The organism is Halomonas sp. AOP27-A1-41 (assembly GCF_052378605.1).
Lineage (GTDB): Bacteria > Pseudomonadota > Gammaproteobacteria > Pseudomonadales > Halomonadaceae > Vreelandella > Vreelandella citrativorans.
On record NZ_JBQSXT010000029.1, the window covers coordinates 1 to 16,784 of the forward strand.

Consider the following 16,784-nt stretch of genomic DNA (forward strand, 5'->3'; position numbering starts at 1 on the left):
TGCCGCTTTCCCGCGAAGAGCTGTGCCTCTGGCAATCCATGCTTTTTGTGCAAGGCCCCGGCGTGCTTGGTAATGTACGTGTAGGCGAGCTGCGTGGCGACCACCCTATGCAAGTGGTGTCGGGGCGGCTTAATCGGCCTACCGTTCATTTTGAAGCACCGCCCCGTGGGCAGTTGGAGGCTGAGCTGGATGCATTTATTACTTGGTTCAACCATCCACCACCGGGGCTTGGTGCTCTGGTTCGTGCTGGCATAACCCATCTATGGTTGGTTACCTTGCACCCCTTTGATGATGGTAATGGGCGCGTTACCCGCGCGGTGACGGATCGTGCGCTGGCACAAGCAGAGCAACAATCCGTTCGCTTCTATTCTTTGAGCGCAGCCATCATGGCGCGCCGCAATACTTACTACGAGCAACTTGAGAGCGCTCAGAAAGGCAATCTCGATATTACGCCGTGGTTGTTGTGGTTTCTGGATACGCTGAAAGAGGCACTTGAACAGGCGCTGTTAAGAATCGACCGTGTGTTAATGAAAGCCACCTTCTGGCAGCGCCATGCGACCACCGTGCTGAACGAACGGCAAATCAAGGTGCTGAATCGCTTATTGGATACAACAGGGGAGGAGTTTGAGCAGGGTATCAGTGCTCGTAAGTACCAATCGTTGGCCAAAGTGAGTAAAGCCACCGCCACGCGGGATTTGGCAGAGCTGCTGGAAAAAGGCTGCCTTTTCAAACTACCCGGCGGCGGTCGCAGTACGCGCTATACGGTGTTACTTGAGCGAACAGTGGATGGCACCTTGTAGTGGCGATCTTTGCCATTTAAGTCTTGATTGCCACTGAAGTGGAAAGTACGCAGGTCGTTATGCCATGGGATGTGCATAAGGTATTTGTTGTTGAGGTTTGTAAAACTGCTAATAAAGTCACTATGAGTGACTTTTTTGGTATTTATTAAACCCTGGTCATTGTGCTGGTTTATAAAAAGTGTATTTTAGTCACTATGAGTGATCAAAATGATGGAAAATTAAACCGCCTGCTGACTGGGCTAAGCGATACTGGCGTGGTTTCCAGCCGGTGGTTAAGAGCGCATGGCTATTACAGTAGCTTGTTGGCCCGTTATGTTGGCAGCGGTTGGCTGGTCTCCCCGACGCGTGGTGTGTACATGCGCAAAGGAGGTTCCCTCCATTGGGAGGGGGTAGTACGAGCGCTACAACAGATGGAAGGTCTGTCGCTGCATATAGGTGGGCGCTTTGCCTTGGCCTGGCTTGGGCATGAGCATTACTTGCGCTTGGGCGAAGCTGAAGTGGTCACGCTCTATGGGCCAGATCGTATGCCAGGGTGGGTGCACAAGCTGCCGTTGGTAGAGCGCATTAAATACTGCGGTAAAGGGCCTTTCGACCTGCCTGAAATTCCATTCACTGATGAAACGACGGGTCAGGCATTGCTGGACCAAGGGTTGGAGCAAAGAGAAGCATTACCCAGCGGGATGCTGATGTTTTCGACCCCGGAGCGCGCCATGCTGGAGTTATGTGATGAGGCGTCTGATGCAGGGGGGGTCTACGAAGTGGACGCTTTAATGCAGGCCATGGCCACCCTACGCCCTCGGCGGCTTGAAATGCTGCTGCGCCATTGTCACAGCATCAAGGCCAAGCGTCTGTTTCTCGCGCTGGCTGAGCGTCATGGGCACGCCTGGTTTTCGCACCTATCGATTGAGGGTGTGAATCTCGGTCGTGGTAAGCGTTCGCTTGTTCCTGGCGGCCGCCTGCATCCCACGTATCACATCGTCCTGCCGGGAGACCTTGATGAGCAGTTGGGATAAACGCTACAGCGACCGTGTGAAATTGCTGGTAGATATCCTGCCGGTGCTGGCAAAGGAAACTCGGTTTGCACTAAAGGGCGGTACCGCCATCAACTTGTTTGAGCATGATCTCCCCAGGCTGTCAGTGGACATCGACTTGACCTGGCTGCCTGTGCAGAATTTTGAGACAGGCGTGGCGGACATTGCTGCGGCACTAGAGCAGTTGGCGGAGACCTTGCGTGCACGCCCTTTGCAATTACAGGTACAGACATCGGGTGGCGCGAACACAGGGGGAATCACACGATTAATTTGCAGCCGTGGCCGGGCGCGTGTGCAGATTGAAACAACCCCAGTGATGCGTGGCACAGTACACTCGGTGCGAACGATGGTGGTCCAACCGGCAGTCGAACAGGCCTTCGGCTTTGCAACAACACAGGTGCTCGATTTTGCCGATCTCTACGCTGGAAAATTGGCGGCGGCCTTGTCTCGTCAACATCCTAGGGATCTGTTCGACATTGGCTTGTTACTGGAAGATGAACGGGCCGATGCGACATTATGGCGAACCTTTCTGGTGTATCTAACGTGTAGCCCTAAACCGGCTTGGGAACTCTTGGCTCCCCGGGAACCAGTGGATTTTGAGACGATCTTTGATGCCCATTTCAAGGGAATGACCGCCAAGCCGGTGACGGCGGCGCAACTGCTGGAGAACAGAGCACAGTTACTGCTATGGATATCCAAAAAGCTGGATAAGCCGTCATGTGACTTTCTATGGTCCGTTGAAAATGAGCAGCCTGATTTTGAATTGATCCATTTAGAAGGCGCAGCAGCATTGCCAGGGGTAGTCCGAAAGCTGCAAAACCTTACCCGTCGCTCGAAAGCCAAGCGTCAGGCGGATCGCCATGAACTTGAGCAGACCCTAGCACGGATAGTATCTGATGTGTGAAGAGACGCGCTCCGCCCAACCCGCTATGTGCTTTACTATCTACACCTGTTATTCACGGAGGAGTCAGCCATGGCCATAGGCGGCTTGATTGGATTACTGGATGACATTGCCGCATTGGCAAAGTTGTCCGCAGCATCATTGGACGATGTGAGTGCCGCCGCTGGGCGGGCGACGGCGAAGGCGGCCGGGGTGGTGGTGGATGATACGGCGGTAACGCCGCAATATTTGCAGGGTGTAGCAGCGGAGCGTGAACTGGCAATTGTGAAGAAGATCGCGCTGGGTTCGATCCGTAACAAGCTGATTTTTATCCTACCGGCAGCACTGCTGCTGAACCATTTTTTGCCCGCGCTACTGCCGATCATCCTGATGGTGGGCGGCACCTACTTGGCCTTTGAGGGCGCTGAGAAGGTCTGGCACAAGCTTTCGGGCAAGCATGATGACGAGAAGCCAGCGGTGGAGAAGGGGCCGGAAGCCGAGAAAAAGATCGTGAGTGGTGCCGTTCGTACCGACCTGATTCTTTCCGCTGAAATCATGGTGATCGCGCTTTCTACTGTTTCCCATCAAGGGTTCTGGTCACAGCTGGCGAGCCTGGTGGTGGTCGCGTTTGTCATCACTATCTTGGTGTATGGCGTGGTGGCGCTGTTGGTCAGGATGGATGATGTCGGCCTGAAGCTCGCCCAGCGGGACAGTTCGGGCATGCAGAAACTGGGCCGTGGTCTGGTGACGGCCATGCCCAAGGTGCTAGCGACCATCGCAGTGGTGGGTACTATCGCCATGCTCTGGGTGGGAGGGCATATCCTGATGGTCAATCTGGGTGCCGATGGAACGGGTTGGCTCAATTCCCCCTATGAGTGGGTACACCACATTGAGCATGGCATTAGCGAGGCAACCGGTGCCTTGGGCGGCCTGCTTGGCTGGAGTTTCAATACGCTGTGTTCTGCGGTGATTGGTTTTTTGGTGGGCTCGGTGGTGGTGGGTGTGCTGCACCTCGTTCCCTTCAAGAAGGCGCATTCGGCATAGGTGGGCCGCGACGTGCGTACCAGAGAACCAAGAGTTTAGTTATAAACGCTTTCACAGTTGTCGCGATACAGCGGGGCATCGGTGCCCACAGCTAATCGCTTGGTGTTGCTGTTGTAGTAGAAGCGACCGGACTCGGCGCCTGAAAGCGCATAGTCGCCGCACACCCCATACCCCTTGTTGACAGTCGCCAGGTTGGAAATTTCGGCCGGTGCTTGGCTATTAAGACGCTCCGAAATCGTCTCGGCGATGTGGGCATCACGCTGGGACTCGGAATAGGCCTGGCCACCGAATATCAGGCCCGTAACGACGAAAATGGCGACGACGGGAATCCATAGGTTATGCATAGCGTGTCCAGTGAAAGAATATAAACGTGCATGAAGTCTGCAGAAAACTATTTAGCGGGATAATAACTTTATCAGATTTGCGCAGAAAACCCCGTACTTTTAGTGCGGGGACGTCGAGCGCGCCGTATGACTACCTAAATTCATCAAGCCCAACGCAGCCAGCATCTTTTTCAGTTGAAGAGTCGGCTTTCACTATGAATTTTTCTAAACTTCCCATGAAATAAGACCATTTTTATTCATCTTTGTACTCCTGTATAAAATCCCCAGCACTCTTCGTTATAGAGCCTGTCAGCTTCTCATGAATAAGGCTGTCAGGCTTAAAAGCTGTAAAGCCGCCCGATTTATAAATATTGGGCCGTTCCGCAGAAGCGAAGAACCGGTTCGATTTTTTACTATTGGAGGCGAGATGATGAATAACGACGTCGCATTTACTATCAAGCGTATCGGCTTCGATGAGAATTATCGTCCGTCGGACAATACGCGTATCACGACCAACTTTGCCAATTTGGCCCGGGGCGAAAGGCGGCGCGAGAACCTGCGCAATACGCTGGAAATGATCAATAACCGTTTCAATGCCTTGGTGCATTGGGATAACCCCGAAGGGCGTCGTTATTCCGTCGAACTCGACATCATTTCCGTGAGTATGGAGGTTGGCGCAGGGGGCCATGAAGCGCCTTTTCAAATCATCGAGATACTCAAAACCAGTTTTCTGGACAAGCAAACCGGCAAGCGCATCGACGGTATCGTAGGGAACAACTTTTCATCCTATGTTCGAGATTACGACTTTAGCGTGCGCCTTTTAGAGCATAACAAGCACCAGTCGACTTTCAGTATTCCGGATGATTTTGGTGTTCTGCACGGCAACTTGTTTAAAAGCTTCGTGGATTCACCCGTTTACAAAGAGCATTTCGGGAAGCCTCCCGTCATATGCTTGAGCGTGTCGGATAACAAGGTCTATCACCGAACCGATAACCAGCATCCCGTATTAGGCGTTGAATATCAGCCGAACGAGTCTTCGCTGACCGAGCAGTACTTCAAGAAGATGGGGCTTCAGGTCCGCTACTTTATGCCTGCCAACAGTGCTGCCCCGCTGGCGTTTTATTTTTCTGGAGATTTGCTCAACGATTACACCAACCTTGAGCTTGCCGGCACCATCAGCACCATGGAATCTTTTCAGAAGATTTACCGGCCTGAGATCTACAACGCCAATGCGGTTGCGGGCAATGTCTATCAACCCAACTTGAAGAACCCTGATCATTCGCTCACGCAAATCGTTTACGACCGAGAAGAGCGTAGCCAATTGGCCGCCGAGCAGGGGAAGTTTGCTGAAGAGCACTTCATCAAACCCTATCAGGCGATGCTTGAGCAGTGGTCTTCCAACGGCTCGCTTTAACCTAATCAAATGCACGGGATGATGACTCATGAGTAAACGCTTACCCACCTCGACGGCGGGCAGCCTGCCCAAACCCTCCTGGCTTGCCGAGCCCGAAACCCTTTGGTCGCCCTGGAAACTGCAAGACGAGGCGTTGATTGAAGGTAAACAGGATGCGTTGCGCGTGTCGCTGCAGGAACAGCAGCAGGCCGGTATCGATATCGTCAGCGACGGCGAGCAAACGCGCCAACATTTCGTGACGACCTTTATTGAGCATCTTAGCGGCGTCGATTTCGAAAAGCGCAAAACCGTGAGAATTCGCAATCGCTACGATGCGAGCGTGCCGACGGTTGTGGGCGAGATCAACCGCCATAAGCCAGTTTTCGTCGAAGATGCCAGGTTTTTACGCGAGCAAACCCGCCAACCCATCAAATGGGCGCTACCGGGCCCGATGACCATGATCGACACGTTGTATGACGATCATTATAAAAGTCGTGAGAAGCTGGCGTGGGAATTCGCGAAAGCGCTCAATCAGGAGGCTCGGGAACTGGAGGCAGCAGGCGTCGATATCATTCAGTTCGACGAACCTGCATTCAACGTGTTTTTCGATGAAGTGAATGACTGGGGAATCGCCGTCTTGGAAAGAGCCATTGAAGGGCTCAAATGCGAAACGGCTGTCCATATCTGTTATGGCTACGGCATTAAAGCCAATACGGATTGGAAAAAGACGCTGGGATCGGAGTGGAGGCAATATGAAGAAGTCTTCCCCCGGCTGCAAAAATCCAACATCGATATTGTTTCGTTAGAGTGCCAGAACTCCCACGTGCCCATCGAGCTGATCGAACTTCTGCGCGGTAAGAAGGTGATGCTGGGTGCCATCGACGTCGCCACCAACACCATCGAAACGCCGGAAGAGGTCGCCGCAACGCTTAGAAAAGCACTTCAGTTCGTTGATGCCGACAAGCTCTACCCCTGCACCAACTGTGGCATGGCGCCGCTGCCTCGCTTGGTTGCCAGAGGTAAACTCAGTGCCTTGAGTGCCGGGGCAGGGATCGTTCGACAAGAGCTTTGATATCTTAACGTTAGTAAAATTCTGGTTTCTGTCTGGGAATGAGGTGGAGCTGATGACTTTGAACGCCTGCTCCTGTGCATGGCAGAGCAAGCGTTCAGACTAAGTAAATCAGATATTGCTTAGCCCTGAGCAAGCGCGCGGCGTGCTTTAAGCGTGGAAAAAAAGCTCCATACCAAAATCAGCGCAGCAATGGCGAGGATGGTGGCGCTGATCGGCCGCTCAATGAAGGTCGCAAAATCTCCCGACGAGAGCAGCATGGCGCGGCGGAAGTTGTCCTCCATCATTGGGCCAAGTACAAACCCCAAAATAAGGGGCGCCGCAGGGAAAGCCAGTTTGCGCATCAAAACGCCCAGCGCACCGAATATCATCACCAATAGTACGTCGAACGAGCTGTTATTGACGCTGTAGGTGCCCAGGCAAATAAACATCAATACGGCTGGAAACAGCAGATGATAAGGGACGGCAAGCAGGCGTACCCATAGACCAATAAGAGGAACGTTAAGGATAACCAGCATGATATTGCCAATCCAGAAGCTCATGACGAGACCCCAGAAAAGGCTGGGTTGCTCTGTCATCAGACCGGGGCCTGGTGTAACGCCATGGATGATGAGTGCACCTAACATTAATGCCATTGTCGGGCTGCCGGGTATACCCAATGCCAGAGTGGGGATGAAAGAGGTTTGGTCAGCTGCGTTATTGGCGGATTCCGGAGCCATGACGCCTTCAATCGCCCCTTTACCAAATCGGCTTGGATTTTTGGATGAGCGCTTTTCCACCGCATAAGCGATAAACGCGGCCAGTGACGGGCCTGTTCCCGGTAGGGCGCCAAAGAATGAGCCAATGCTTGAACCGCGCAGCATCGGGAACCATGAACGTCGCATATCATCGCGCGTAGGTTTCATGGCACGTAGCGTCAGGTCAGACGATTTAAAGCGGTTTGCCTTAACACTGCCAACGCTAATAATGAGCTCCGCTACCCCGAACACTCCCATGGCCAGTGCTACCAGGCTAATGCCGTCACCGAGTTCTGGGATACCAAAGGCAAAACGTTGTGTGCCTGTGTAAACGTCGGTACCGATACTGCCAAGGAAAATACCCAGCATGACCATGACGAAGCCTTTGACTGCGGAGCCATCAGCAATACCGGTCGCCGCAATTAGCCCTAGCAGCATTAATGAGAAGTACTCAGCGGGGCCCATGCTCAAGGCATATTGTGCTATCACCGGTGCGAAAAGGGTCAGGATGACGATGCCGATGGAGCCGCCAACGAAAGAGGCCACTGTGGTCATAAACAGAGCAACGGCACCACGACCTTTTTGTGCCATAGGGTAGCCATCTAAACAGACCACCGCATTGGCAGGCGTGCCTGGCACGTTAAGCAGGATAGACGCCGTGCTGCCACCGTAACTCGTGCCGTACCATATTCCTGCCAGCATTATGAGTGCTGATGTCACTTCCATATGAAACGTTATGGGAAACAGCATGGAAATGGCGGCTAAAACGCCAACGCCCGGGATAACGCCAAGCAGTGTTCCTAGAAACACGCCAACAAAGCAGAAAAACAGGTTGCTGAACGAAAGTGCGGTGTGCAAACCAAGCGAAAGATTGCCAAAAAAGTCCATTAGAATGCCCACCTGAAGATCGGTATGTTCATGCCAAGTGCCAAGCGGAAGATCAAAATGGCCACCAGAATGAGAAAGGCGATGAGTGCCAAAACCGTCTTGATTCGCAACTGCTTATCGGCAAGCGAGGTGATCAGTGTTAACAGGAAAATGGCAGGTACTAAGCCAACACGTGGTACTGCAAGAGAGAAGACCAAAATTCCGCTGAGGATAGCGGCTAGCGGGCGCCACTCAATGCTTGGCATTGGAAAATGTGGGCGCGATGCGCCTCCAATGGTAAGCATTATGCCAAGCAGGGCAATAATCGATCCTATGCCCATAGGAACCATGCCAGGCCCCATACGCTGAAGTGACCCAAGGTTATAATGCGTAGTGGCATAGGCGGCAATGATTAAGCCAAAAGCTGCCAGTGCCATCCCCGTAATAATGTCAACGATATCGCGATTTAGCATAATGATGTCTCCCATAAGGCCGAGCAAATAAATCAATGCCCGGCCTTAAATGATCACTCCACTGTCGCGCCCGAGGCGCTTACTGCTTCAGCCCAGCGCTCATACTCGGCCTGCAGGTAAGCAGCAAATTCATCGGCGGAACCACCTTCCACCGTACTGCCCTCGTTCTCTATCGTTTCGATCAGGCGTTCATCCTGAAGAGCCTGATTGATAGCGGCGTTAAAGGTTGCGACTACATCGTCGGGAAGACCGGCGGGGCCGACCACTGCTTTCCAGTCGGAGGCTTCAAAACCTTCATAGCCTAACTCGGCTATAGAGGGAACATCGGGTAGCGCCGCGTTGCGCTCAGCCGAGGTAACGGCTAATGCTTTTAATGAGCCTGACCGAATATGCGACAATAAGCTGGGAAGGCTGGCAGTCACAAAGTCCACATGCCCACCAATGGCGTCCGTTACCGCTTGGGCCGCACCGGGGTAGGGTACATGCATGAACTCTACGTCTGCTTGGTCGCTAAATACTTCCATCGACAGGTGACTCACCGTGCCAGAGCCGGGCGTACTCATGGACACTTTGCCTGGGTTTTCTCTGGCGGCGGCGACTAAAGATTCAAAATCTTCGTAGGCCGAGTTCTGGTTAACGGCCAGCACCATGGGTTGTGAGCTAACTAGCGCAATAGGCGTAAAATCATTTAATGAGTCGTAGGGGATGCTGGCGTACAGCGTTGGGTTAATCGCCATGTTAGACGTTTGCCCCATACCCATAACCTGCCCATCATTTTTAGCACGCGCAAGTTGTGAAAGGCCGATGTTGCCTCCTGCTCCGCCGCGGTTCTCAATAACAAAGTTCCATCCTTGCTGCTCGGAAAGCTTCTCTGTCAGTACGCGTGAAGCAAAATCAGTACCTCCACCGGCGGAGAAGGGCACAATGAAGTCGATTGATCCTTTGGGATAGGACTGGGCCATTCCTACGGCAGGAAGAATAAGCAATGCAGCGCAAGCGATAGATTTTAAAGCGTTGTTTTTCATGGCGTGTTCCTTATTATTGATGTTGTCGTACTGCTTGTTGTTGTGTGCTGAAGAAATGTTATGTGTTGAAGTAACGTCGTGTTCTGGGGTAATGACTAAAGCGGACAGCCTTTCTTACGCAGGATGGAATCGAAGCGCTCGCGGTCGACCTCGCCGGTTTCATTCTGCGCACGTATACGCGCCTCTTTCTCTGCCTGGGTTTGGCACAGGCTTAAAAGCGCCTCGGCTTCACTAGCGGGGATAGCGATAACGCCGTCGGCGTCGCCCAGAATTAAGTCACCAGGCATCACTGTCATGCCTGCACAGGAAATAGGAATGTTTATCTGGCCAGGGCCATCCTTGCTGGGGCCACGATGAACATGGCCGCGGGCGTAAACTGGTAAGACGCCTTCGGCCCATTCAGCGACATCGCGCAGCGCGCCATCAATCACGATACCACCTAGTTGGCGGGCAATTGCTGTTGTGCGCATCAGCCCACCAATCACCGCGGTAGAGAGGTCGCCGCCCCCGTCGATAACGATAATGTCACCTGGCTGGGCGCGCTGTATGGCGACATGCACCATGAGGTTGTCACCTGGGCGGGTACGCACCGTAATAGCCGTACCACACATGGTGAGTCCAAGGTCGTTGTGATAAGCGCAAAGGCCTACTGCACCGGTGTGCCGCCCCATCACATCCCCCGCATGAGCGACCGGCACTTGTTTAAAGGCGGTCAGCAGCTTTTGCGTTAGGGTGGTTTGGCGCGGTTGGACAGCAAAGCCAGCAGGCCATGTTCCGCCATCAAGCGTCATGCTCATTGGGTTATCTCCAGTAAGTGTTCGTTGACGATGCGTCCATGCGCAGGGGAATGCCCAGACAGCAGTGCCAAGGCATTTTCGGCAGCAGCACGGGCAGTCAGTGCCAGCGCTGCATCGCTATTACCGCCTACATGCGGGGTGAGTACCACTTGGGGTAAACGCAGAAGAGGATGATTTTCGGGAGGTGGCTCAATGTTCAAGGTATCCAGCCCCGCGCCTTTTAGGCGGTCAGCCATGATGGCTTCGGCCAAGGCGTCCTCATCAATCAGCCCCCCGCGGGCGGTATTGATCACAATGGCGCCCGAATGAAGCTTCGCGAGTGCTGCGGCATCAATCAGGTTCTGGGTAGAGGGCAACAGCGGGCAGTGCAGAGAGAGGACATCGCTACTGGTTAGCAGGTCGTCCAGGTTAGTCGCCTTGGAAATACCTTCCGGCATGGTTTTCAGGGCGGGGTCATAAGCGATAACGCGCATACCAATGGCATTTGCCATTCGGGCTACATGGCGGGCGATGGTGCCGCAACCCACCAGCCCTAACACGCGGCCTGAAAGTTGTAAGCCAGGGGTTTGCCTCGGCCATTCACCGGCACTAACACGTTGGCTCAGATTCGACACGTTACGCGCCACGGTGATCATCAGACCAATGGCTAGCTCAGAGACCGACTGTGCATTGGTATCACCGACGACTGTCACAGGAATGCCCATCTCAGCCGCTGCTTGAATATCTACTGCGTCATGGCCTACGCCGTGGCGGGATATCGCGCGCAGCCCTTGGCACGATGCAATGGTTGCTTTATTCAGCGTGAGCGTGCGTGCGATGACTGCGTCGATAGGCTGGCTGGCCATTATTTCACCCAGGCTATCTTCCTCCCCTTTGGGGATGAATAGCAGACGACAGCCTGCTTGTTCCAGCACTTCCCGGCCTTCGTCAGCCAGACGTGGAGCCGTCACCAGAATCGTATAACTCATGGCTGGCCGCCTTCCTGCTCAACACTACGGGGAGCATGGCCGGTATAGGTCCAGGTTTCGGTACGGGGGAGTGGGCCTTTATTGCGCTCGGGTCGCTGCATCTGTTCCCAAGCATGGCTCATGATGCCTACCGAGCGAGATAGCACAAACAGGCCGCGGCATAGCGCTGGTGGAAATCCCAGCGCCGCATAAATAGCGCCGGTTGCACCATCTACATTCATGGGAATTGCACGGCTGCGGCCTTGGGATATCTGGCGCTCAACTTCTTCTGCAATGTCGGCGAAATGAGTGTTGATGCTGTCGTCGGCTGTGGCGCGTAGAACCTCCATCAGTTTGGGGGCTCGTGGGTCTTTAGGATGGAAGCGATGCCCGAACCCTGGGATATAGCGCACGCCACTCTCTTTAAGCTTGGCAAGCTCGGTATGGGTGGCAGAGGTAATATCTTCACCAGCTTCACAGCGTGCCTGGATAGCGTTATATAGCGCCACGCACTGCTCGCCCGCACCGCCATGTACATCACCAAGTACATTGGCTGCAGAAGCCATGGCGTTGTTGATGCCTACACCGCAGGTGGATGCAATGCGCGCAATTGCAATAGACGGCGCTTGTGGGCCGTGGTCAATGGAGCTCATCAGTACCGTGCTTAACAGAGTCGCCTGGGCTGCACTGGGTAGATCGCCGCGTAGCATCAACCAGATCATTTCCGGGAAGCCGACCTTGCCAATCAGATCCTCAATGGCGTAGCCGTGGTAGCGAATTATACCGGGGGACATTTCTATGATATCGGTAGACCACCAGTCTTCACCGGCGGTACGGCGGTTCTCTTCAATCATTTTTCCGTCTCTTTGGTTGTTATGTTTGGATGAGTGAAGGCGGCGCGTGCGGCAGCGTCATAGCCGAGCTCTGCAAGGATCGCATCGGTGTCCTGACCCAATGTGGGAGGCGGTGTTTTGGGTTCGGGATCGCCGCTGCCCAGGCGAAAACCTGAGCGCACTACTGAGAGGTTTGTCTGGCCGACGACGCCGGGGAACGTGCGCGTTAACTCACGCTCTTCGACCTGGGGGTGGCGAAGCGCCTGAGGAACGGTGAGCACTTCGCCTGCTGGTATGCCGCGGGCGTTCATTTGTGTTGCCCACTGCTCAGCGGAAGCGCTTTGCAAGGCGGCTTCCAACTCGATAGTTAAAGCGTTACGGTTGCGCTTGCGCTCTTCACGTAATTGAAATCGTGGATCGGATATCAAATCCACGCGCTCTATCAACTGGCACAGAATCTCGAACTGTTCCTGCTTATTGGCGGCGATGTTCAACAACCCATCACCAGTGCGGAAGGTGCCGGATGGGGCCGCCGTTGTATTTTGGTTTCCCATAGGAAGTGGCTCAATGCCACACGTCAGCCAGTTGGATACCACCCAGCCCATGGTGCCCATCATGGACTCAAGCATGGATACATCAATAAACTCGCCGTGCCCGGTTCTATTTCGGCCGACCAAGGCGCTGGAAATGGCGAAAGCTGCGGTCATACCACCGATGGTGTCGCAAACGGGGTAGCCAACGCGCAGCGGTGCAGACGTTTCATCGCCTGTCACGCTCATTACGCCGGAAAGACCTTGGATAATCTGATCGTAAGCAGGGTTCTTTGCCAGCGGGCCGGTTTGTCCAAACCCTGAAATAGCACAGTAGATCAGGCGTGGATTAAGCGCTTGAAGACTCTCATGTCCAAGGCCAAGCCGGTCCATTACGCCAGGGCGAAAGTTTTCGACCAATACATCGGCGGTTTGTACCAGTTTGCGAAAAGCCTGCTTGCCTTGGTCGGATTTTAGATTGAGCTCAATGGAGCGCTTGCCCGCATTCTGGGCGAGAAATGAAACGCCCATTAGTTGGGCATTCAGTTCAGGGTCGGCTCCTAACTGGCGGGCCAAATCTCCACTTCCGGGTTGCTCAACTTTGATGACATCGGCACCCTGCTGCGCTAACTGATAGCAGCAGTAAGGACCAGCAAGAACGTTGGTCAGATCCAGCACCCGAATCCCTTTTAGCAGTTCAGACATGGGGCTTGCCGAATGCTGTAATTTTGATAAGCGGCATAATGGTTCCTTTTTGTTCTGTCAGGCATAATGGTGTTCTTTATGGCAGAACGATTTTTACATGTCAAACATGTTCTATTTTAAAAATGTTTGTTCTGTCAGGTAGAACTAGATGCAATGGAGGTGTAGCTTGGTCCAAAAGCAAAATCGAGTAGAAGCCGTTGAGCGTGCTTTAACGATCCTGGAAGCGTTTACAGATCAGGAGCGATCGCTGTCGCTCGTTACGTTAGCGGAGCGTACGGGGCTTTATAAAAGCACTATTCTTCGGTTGATAGGATCCTTGGAGCGCTTTGGCTATATCGTTCGTGAAGGCGATGGCACGTATGCTTTGGGGCCCAGCCTATGGCGGTTAGGAAATCTATTCCGTCATACAGGAGATATGGGCGAGCTTATTCGTCCGCAGTTGACTCAATTGGTAGAGCAAACTCAGGAAACGGCATCGTTCTTTATCCGCTTGGGTAACCAGCGCATGTGCCTTTATCGGCTGAACTCGCCAAAGCCTGCCCGGCACCATCTGGATGAAGGGGCGTTACTGCCTATTGAACGGGGGGCGACAGGCCGCGTTCTTTTAGCGTTCAGTGGGGAAGAAGGCGCGTTCTATGATGATATCCGTACCAAAGGCTATGCCTTCTCAAAGGGCGAACGAGACCCGGATGTTGCTGCCATAGCGCTGCCGGTACTCGACCGGCATGGAGTAATGCGCGGCGCAATATCCGTTTCTGCATTAATCACCCGGTTAACCGATGATAAAGTCGAATCAACAGTCGAGTTGCTCAAAGCGAGTTGTGACACCTTGCGTGAAACCATGCCTTAAAAAGTATTACCACAGTGACAGCAGGACTGTTGAACACTGGTCTAATTGTCTCGCGTATTTTAGCCTCCAAGCTGCTGTGCCCAATGAGACCCCCCTGCCTAAAATGGTGAAGGAGGAGGCTGCTCTTGCGGGCTTCTTGATAGGTGCCGCTTTGGGACCAGGCGCGGGCGGCGGTCATGTCGGAAAAGCGCAGAATTACCGCACTTTCCATCACTTCAAAGTCGCCGTAGAAGGCGACCAGCAAGAAGTCGAATAACTGATCAGTAGGCGTACTTGCTACTCTTCCAACTGACGATTCGCCGCCCTAACAAAAGCGGTTGGCGATTGGCCAAGCACCTTACGAAACATGCTGGAGAAAGCGGCTGGGCTGTCATAGCCGAGTTCCAGCGCGGTGCGAGTAACGGAGCTGCCGGACAGCAGCCTGGGAAGGGCGGCCATCAGGCAGGCCTGTTGACGCCATACGGCAAAGGACATGCCGGTCTGCTGACGGAACAGGCGATTGAAGGTGCGCTGGCTGCGATGCATCTGCTGGGCCCAGTCCTCGGGAGGGCTGTGAATATGTGGCTGGCCGAGAAACGCTCGGCACAGGCTGGCTAGTTGAGGGTCGTGGGGCAGGGGCGCAAATAGCGGCAGGGCCTGAGCCTGTTGCAGTTCGTATAGAAGTAGTTGCGCCAGGGCGCCGTCGCGGCCATTTTCATCATAGAGCGCGGGTAGATGGGCGGAAGCCAGCAGCAGGTGATGCAACAGAGGCGTCACGACCAGCACCTCACAACTGCAAGTCGTGCGTGGCGCGACGCGGGGCTCGATATACAGGCTTCGGGTGCTCACTCCGTTCATACGTACTTGGTGGCGCTTGCCCGCAGGCAGCCAGACTCCGCTATAGGGCGGCACCATCCAGGTGCCGTCATCCGTATTGACTTCCATCACGCCTGTCATGCCATAGAGAAACTGGGCGCGGCGATGGGCATGAAAGTCAAGAAGCGTACCGGGGCTGTAATCAGTGCCGATGGCCACCATGGGCCGTGCCACGTGATCCACGTCGGATAAAGGAGTATTGAGCATAATCGTTATTCTGGCCGAAATGCGATGATTATTGTCCAAAAATCGAAGGTCAGCCAGTTCTAGTCGGCATATCCTCCCTGCTGTTGAATTTCATCAGGAGAGTGGCGGTGTATAGCGTATTACTTCTTTGTGGCGGTTTGGCGGGCGTCACCACCGTGTTGTTCGGTTTCGGTGGTGGGTTTGTAGTGGTTCCCTTGCTGTATACCTTACTGATTGCCGTCCATGGGCCAGATAGCGTGGCGGGTATGGCAGCCATGCATATCGCGGTGGCTACCTCGACGGCGCTGATGATCTTCGCGGCTTCAATGGCAACATGGCGTCATCATCGGCGACAGACCGTGCAGTGGCATCTAGTGCGTCCGCTGGTTGGCTATATCGCCATGGGCGCTGTGTTGGGCGCGGCGGTTGCCGTGTCGTTGAGCGGGGAGTGGGTGCGCTGGGCGTTTATCGGCTATCTGGGTATTACGATTGCGGATGCCGTTTTGCGGCCCGGTTTTCTGCGTCAGTCAGGAAGTGATGTGCGCCCTATGGGGCGTGGGGTAACGGCAATGGTGGGGACATTGATTGGTGCGGTGGCCGCCTTGCTGGGCGTGGGTGGTAGCGTGATGACCGTGCCGCTCATGCGGAGAAGAGGCGCGAGCATGACGGCGGCCACCGCCATGGCCAATCCGCTGTCGTTGCCTATGGCAGTGAGTGGCACCGCGACATATGTGTTGCTGTCGGCAAATCACTCAGCGTTAGGAAACTGGTATGCCGGTTATGTGGATCTGCGTGCCTTGCTGGTACTTGCGGTGGGCTCATGGCTCGGTATCCGCCTGGCGTCAGTCTGGATCGGGCGCATCCCTGACCGTATTCATGCCAAGGTGTACCTGTTATTGCTGACCATGGTGCTAGTGGTGATGGTTTTTATGCATTGAATTGAGCTAGCCTCCCACGATTGCTACCGCCAAATAGTTTTTAGTCGGGGCAGGTGCTTACTGTTACGGTGCAGAGACCATGTGGTTTGTTCTGTATGAATAAACAGCTCCTGTGTTAAGGTTTACTTAACCTCTTATAGCAGGTGCGCTTGAGTATTTGCTTTGGTGTGCAAAGGTGAATATTGCTGCATTGAGTGATGCTTACTTGGCAAATGCATGTTTTGGAGGTGCGTGGCGCTTGATGTAAACCTGGGGGCAACACTTATGAGTGATCAGCAAATACAAATATTCACCAGTGAAGATGGACAAGCACACCTTGAGGTGACGCTGGAGCAAGAGACTGTTTGGTTAAGTTTAGATCAGATGACTAACCTATTCGGGAGGGATAAGTCTGTAATATCTCGCCACATCCGCAACGTCTTTATCGAGGATGAGCTTGAAAGGGAGTCAGTTGTTGCGAAAAATGCAACAACTGCGGCTTCACCAAAGGTGAGGCAACCG

General features: G+C 53.9%; 18 protein-coding genes. 8 read left to right on the forward strand and 10 right to left on the reverse strand.

Annotated features, from left to right (window positions below; genetic code table 11):
• The 4 genes from ACT3TC_RS15495 to ACT3TC_RS15510 all read left to right on the forward strand — a co-directional run.
• Positions 1-800 (forward strand): Fic family protein (locus tag ACT3TC_RS15495; RefSeq protein WP_444640779.1); only part of this gene is annotated, 800 nt, incomplete at its 5' end.
• A gap of 194 nt (positions 801-994) precedes the next feature.
• The gene (locus ACT3TC_RS15500) at positions 995-1,813 is read left to right on the forward strand and encodes a type IV toxin-antitoxin system AbiEi family antitoxin domain-containing protein (protein ID WP_444640781.1); all 819 of its coding nucleotides are present in this window, start codon (positions 995-997) and stop codon (positions 1,811-1,813) included.
• Positions 1,797-2,735 (forward strand): nucleotidyl transferase AbiEii/AbiGii toxin family protein, encoded by a 939-nt coding sequence (locus ACT3TC_RS15505; protein WP_444640783.1) that lies wholly within the window; start codon positions 1,797-1,799, stop codon positions 2,733-2,735. Before ACT3TC_RS15500 ends, ACT3TC_RS15505 begins: the two co-directional genes overlap by 17 nt.
• A gap of 69 nt (positions 2,736-2,804) precedes the next feature.
• Positions 2,805-3,755 carry a DUF808 domain-containing protein gene (locus ACT3TC_RS15510; RefSeq protein ID WP_444640784.1) on the forward strand — a complete coding sequence of 317 codons (951 nt, stop codon included), beginning with the start codon at positions 2,805-2,807 and terminating at the stop codon, positions 3,753-3,755.
• A 35-nt stretch (positions 3,756-3,790) separates the two neighbouring features.
• On the opposite strand, the gene ACT3TC_RS15515 is transcribed toward ACT3TC_RS15510, so the two are convergent.
• Positions 3,791-4,099: a hypothetical protein gene (locus ACT3TC_RS15515; RefSeq protein WP_444640786.1), complete on the reverse strand. Its 309-nt coding sequence runs from the start codon at positions 4,097-4,099 to the stop codon at positions 3,791-3,793.
• Between the two features lie 409 nt (positions 4,100-4,508).
• Between ACT3TC_RS15515 and ACT3TC_RS15520 the strand changes: the two genes are divergently transcribed.
• Positions 4,509-5,492 (forward strand): DUF1852 domain-containing protein, encoded by a 984-nt coding sequence (locus ACT3TC_RS15520; RefSeq protein ID WP_444640836.1) that lies wholly within the window; start codon positions 4,509-4,511, stop codon positions 5,490-5,492.
• 28 nt (positions 5,493-5,520) lie between these two features.
• Entirely contained in the window at positions 5,521-6,543 is a 1,023-nt protein-coding gene (locus ACT3TC_RS15525) for a methionine synthase (protein WP_444640788.1), read from the forward strand.
• 119 nt (positions 6,544-6,662) lie between these two features.
• On the opposite strand, the gene ACT3TC_RS15530 is transcribed toward ACT3TC_RS15525, so the two are convergent.
• The 7 genes from ACT3TC_RS15530 to ACT3TC_RS15560 all read right to left on the reverse strand — a co-directional run bounded on the left by ACT3TC_RS15530 (position 6,663) and on the right by ACT3TC_RS15560 (position 13,454).
• The gene (locus tag ACT3TC_RS15530) at positions 6,663-8,165 is read right to left on the reverse strand and encodes a tripartite tricarboxylate transporter permease (RefSeq protein ID WP_444640790.1); all 1,503 of its coding nucleotides are present in this window, start codon (positions 8,163-8,165) and stop codon (positions 6,663-6,665) included.
• Complete coding sequence (locus ACT3TC_RS15535) at positions 8,165-8,617, reverse strand: tripartite tricarboxylate transporter TctB family protein (protein WP_441680004.1); 453 nt, start codon at positions 8,615-8,617, stop codon at positions 8,165-8,167. The genes ACT3TC_RS15530 and ACT3TC_RS15535 overlap by 1 nt, the downstream gene beginning before the upstream one ends.
• A 53-nt stretch (positions 8,618-8,670) precedes the next feature.
• Complete coding sequence (locus ACT3TC_RS15540; protein WP_441680002.1) at positions 8,671-9,642, reverse strand: Bug family tripartite tricarboxylate transporter substrate binding protein; 972 nt, start codon at positions 9,640-9,642, stop codon at positions 8,671-8,673.
• A gap of 95 nt (positions 9,643-9,737) precedes the next feature.
• On the reverse strand, positions 9,738-10,439 hold the full coding sequence (locus tag ACT3TC_RS15545) for an RraA family protein (protein ID WP_444640792.1): 702 nt from the start codon (positions 10,437-10,439) through the stop codon (positions 9,738-9,740).
• Positions 10,436-11,407 (reverse strand): hydroxyacid dehydrogenase, encoded by a 972-nt coding sequence (locus tag ACT3TC_RS15550; protein WP_444640794.1) that lies wholly within the window; start codon positions 11,405-11,407, stop codon positions 10,436-10,438. The genes ACT3TC_RS15545 and ACT3TC_RS15550 overlap by 4 nt, the downstream gene beginning before the upstream one ends.
• A complete protein-coding gene (locus ACT3TC_RS15555; RefSeq protein ID WP_441679996.1) occupies positions 11,404-12,240 on the reverse strand; it encodes a citryl-CoA lyase in 837 nt (278 codons plus the stop codon). The genes ACT3TC_RS15550 and ACT3TC_RS15555 overlap by 4 nt, the downstream gene beginning before the upstream one ends.
• Entirely contained in the window at positions 12,237-13,454 is a 1,218-nt protein-coding gene (locus ACT3TC_RS15560) for a CaiB/BaiF CoA transferase family protein (protein ID WP_444640796.1), read from the reverse strand. The genes ACT3TC_RS15555 and ACT3TC_RS15560 overlap by 4 nt, the downstream gene beginning before the upstream one ends.
• Before the next feature lie 166 nt (positions 13,455-13,620).
• On the opposite strand from ACT3TC_RS15560, the gene ACT3TC_RS15565 reads away from it, so the two are divergent.
• Complete coding sequence (locus ACT3TC_RS15565) at positions 13,621-14,304, forward strand: IclR family transcriptional regulator (RefSeq protein WP_441679992.1); 684 nt, start codon at positions 13,621-13,623, stop codon at positions 14,302-14,304.
• Here the strand turns inward: ACT3TC_RS15565 and ACT3TC_RS15570 are convergent.
• Together ACT3TC_RS15570 and ACT3TC_RS15575 are read right to left on the reverse strand one after the other, a co-directional pair.
• Positions 14,264-14,515: a DUF1330 domain-containing protein gene (locus ACT3TC_RS15570; protein WP_444640837.1), complete on the reverse strand. Its 252-nt coding sequence runs from the start codon at positions 14,513-14,515 to the stop codon at positions 14,264-14,266. The genes ACT3TC_RS15565 and ACT3TC_RS15570 overlap by 41 nt on opposite strands.
• A gap of 65 nt (positions 14,516-14,580) precedes the next feature.
• Complete coding sequence (locus ACT3TC_RS15575) at positions 14,581-15,366, reverse strand: AraC family transcriptional regulator (RefSeq protein ID WP_444640798.1); 786 nt, start codon at positions 15,364-15,366, stop codon at positions 14,581-14,583.
• A 107-nt stretch (positions 15,367-15,473) separates the two neighbouring features.
• Between ACT3TC_RS15575 and ACT3TC_RS15580 the strand changes: the two genes are divergently transcribed.
• The gene (locus ACT3TC_RS15580; RefSeq protein WP_444640800.1) at positions 15,474-16,283 is read left to right on the forward strand and encodes a sulfite exporter TauE/SafE family protein; all 810 of its coding nucleotides are present in this window, start codon (positions 15,474-15,476) and stop codon (positions 16,281-16,283) included.
• Positions 16,284-16,784: the final 501 nt, after the last annotated feature.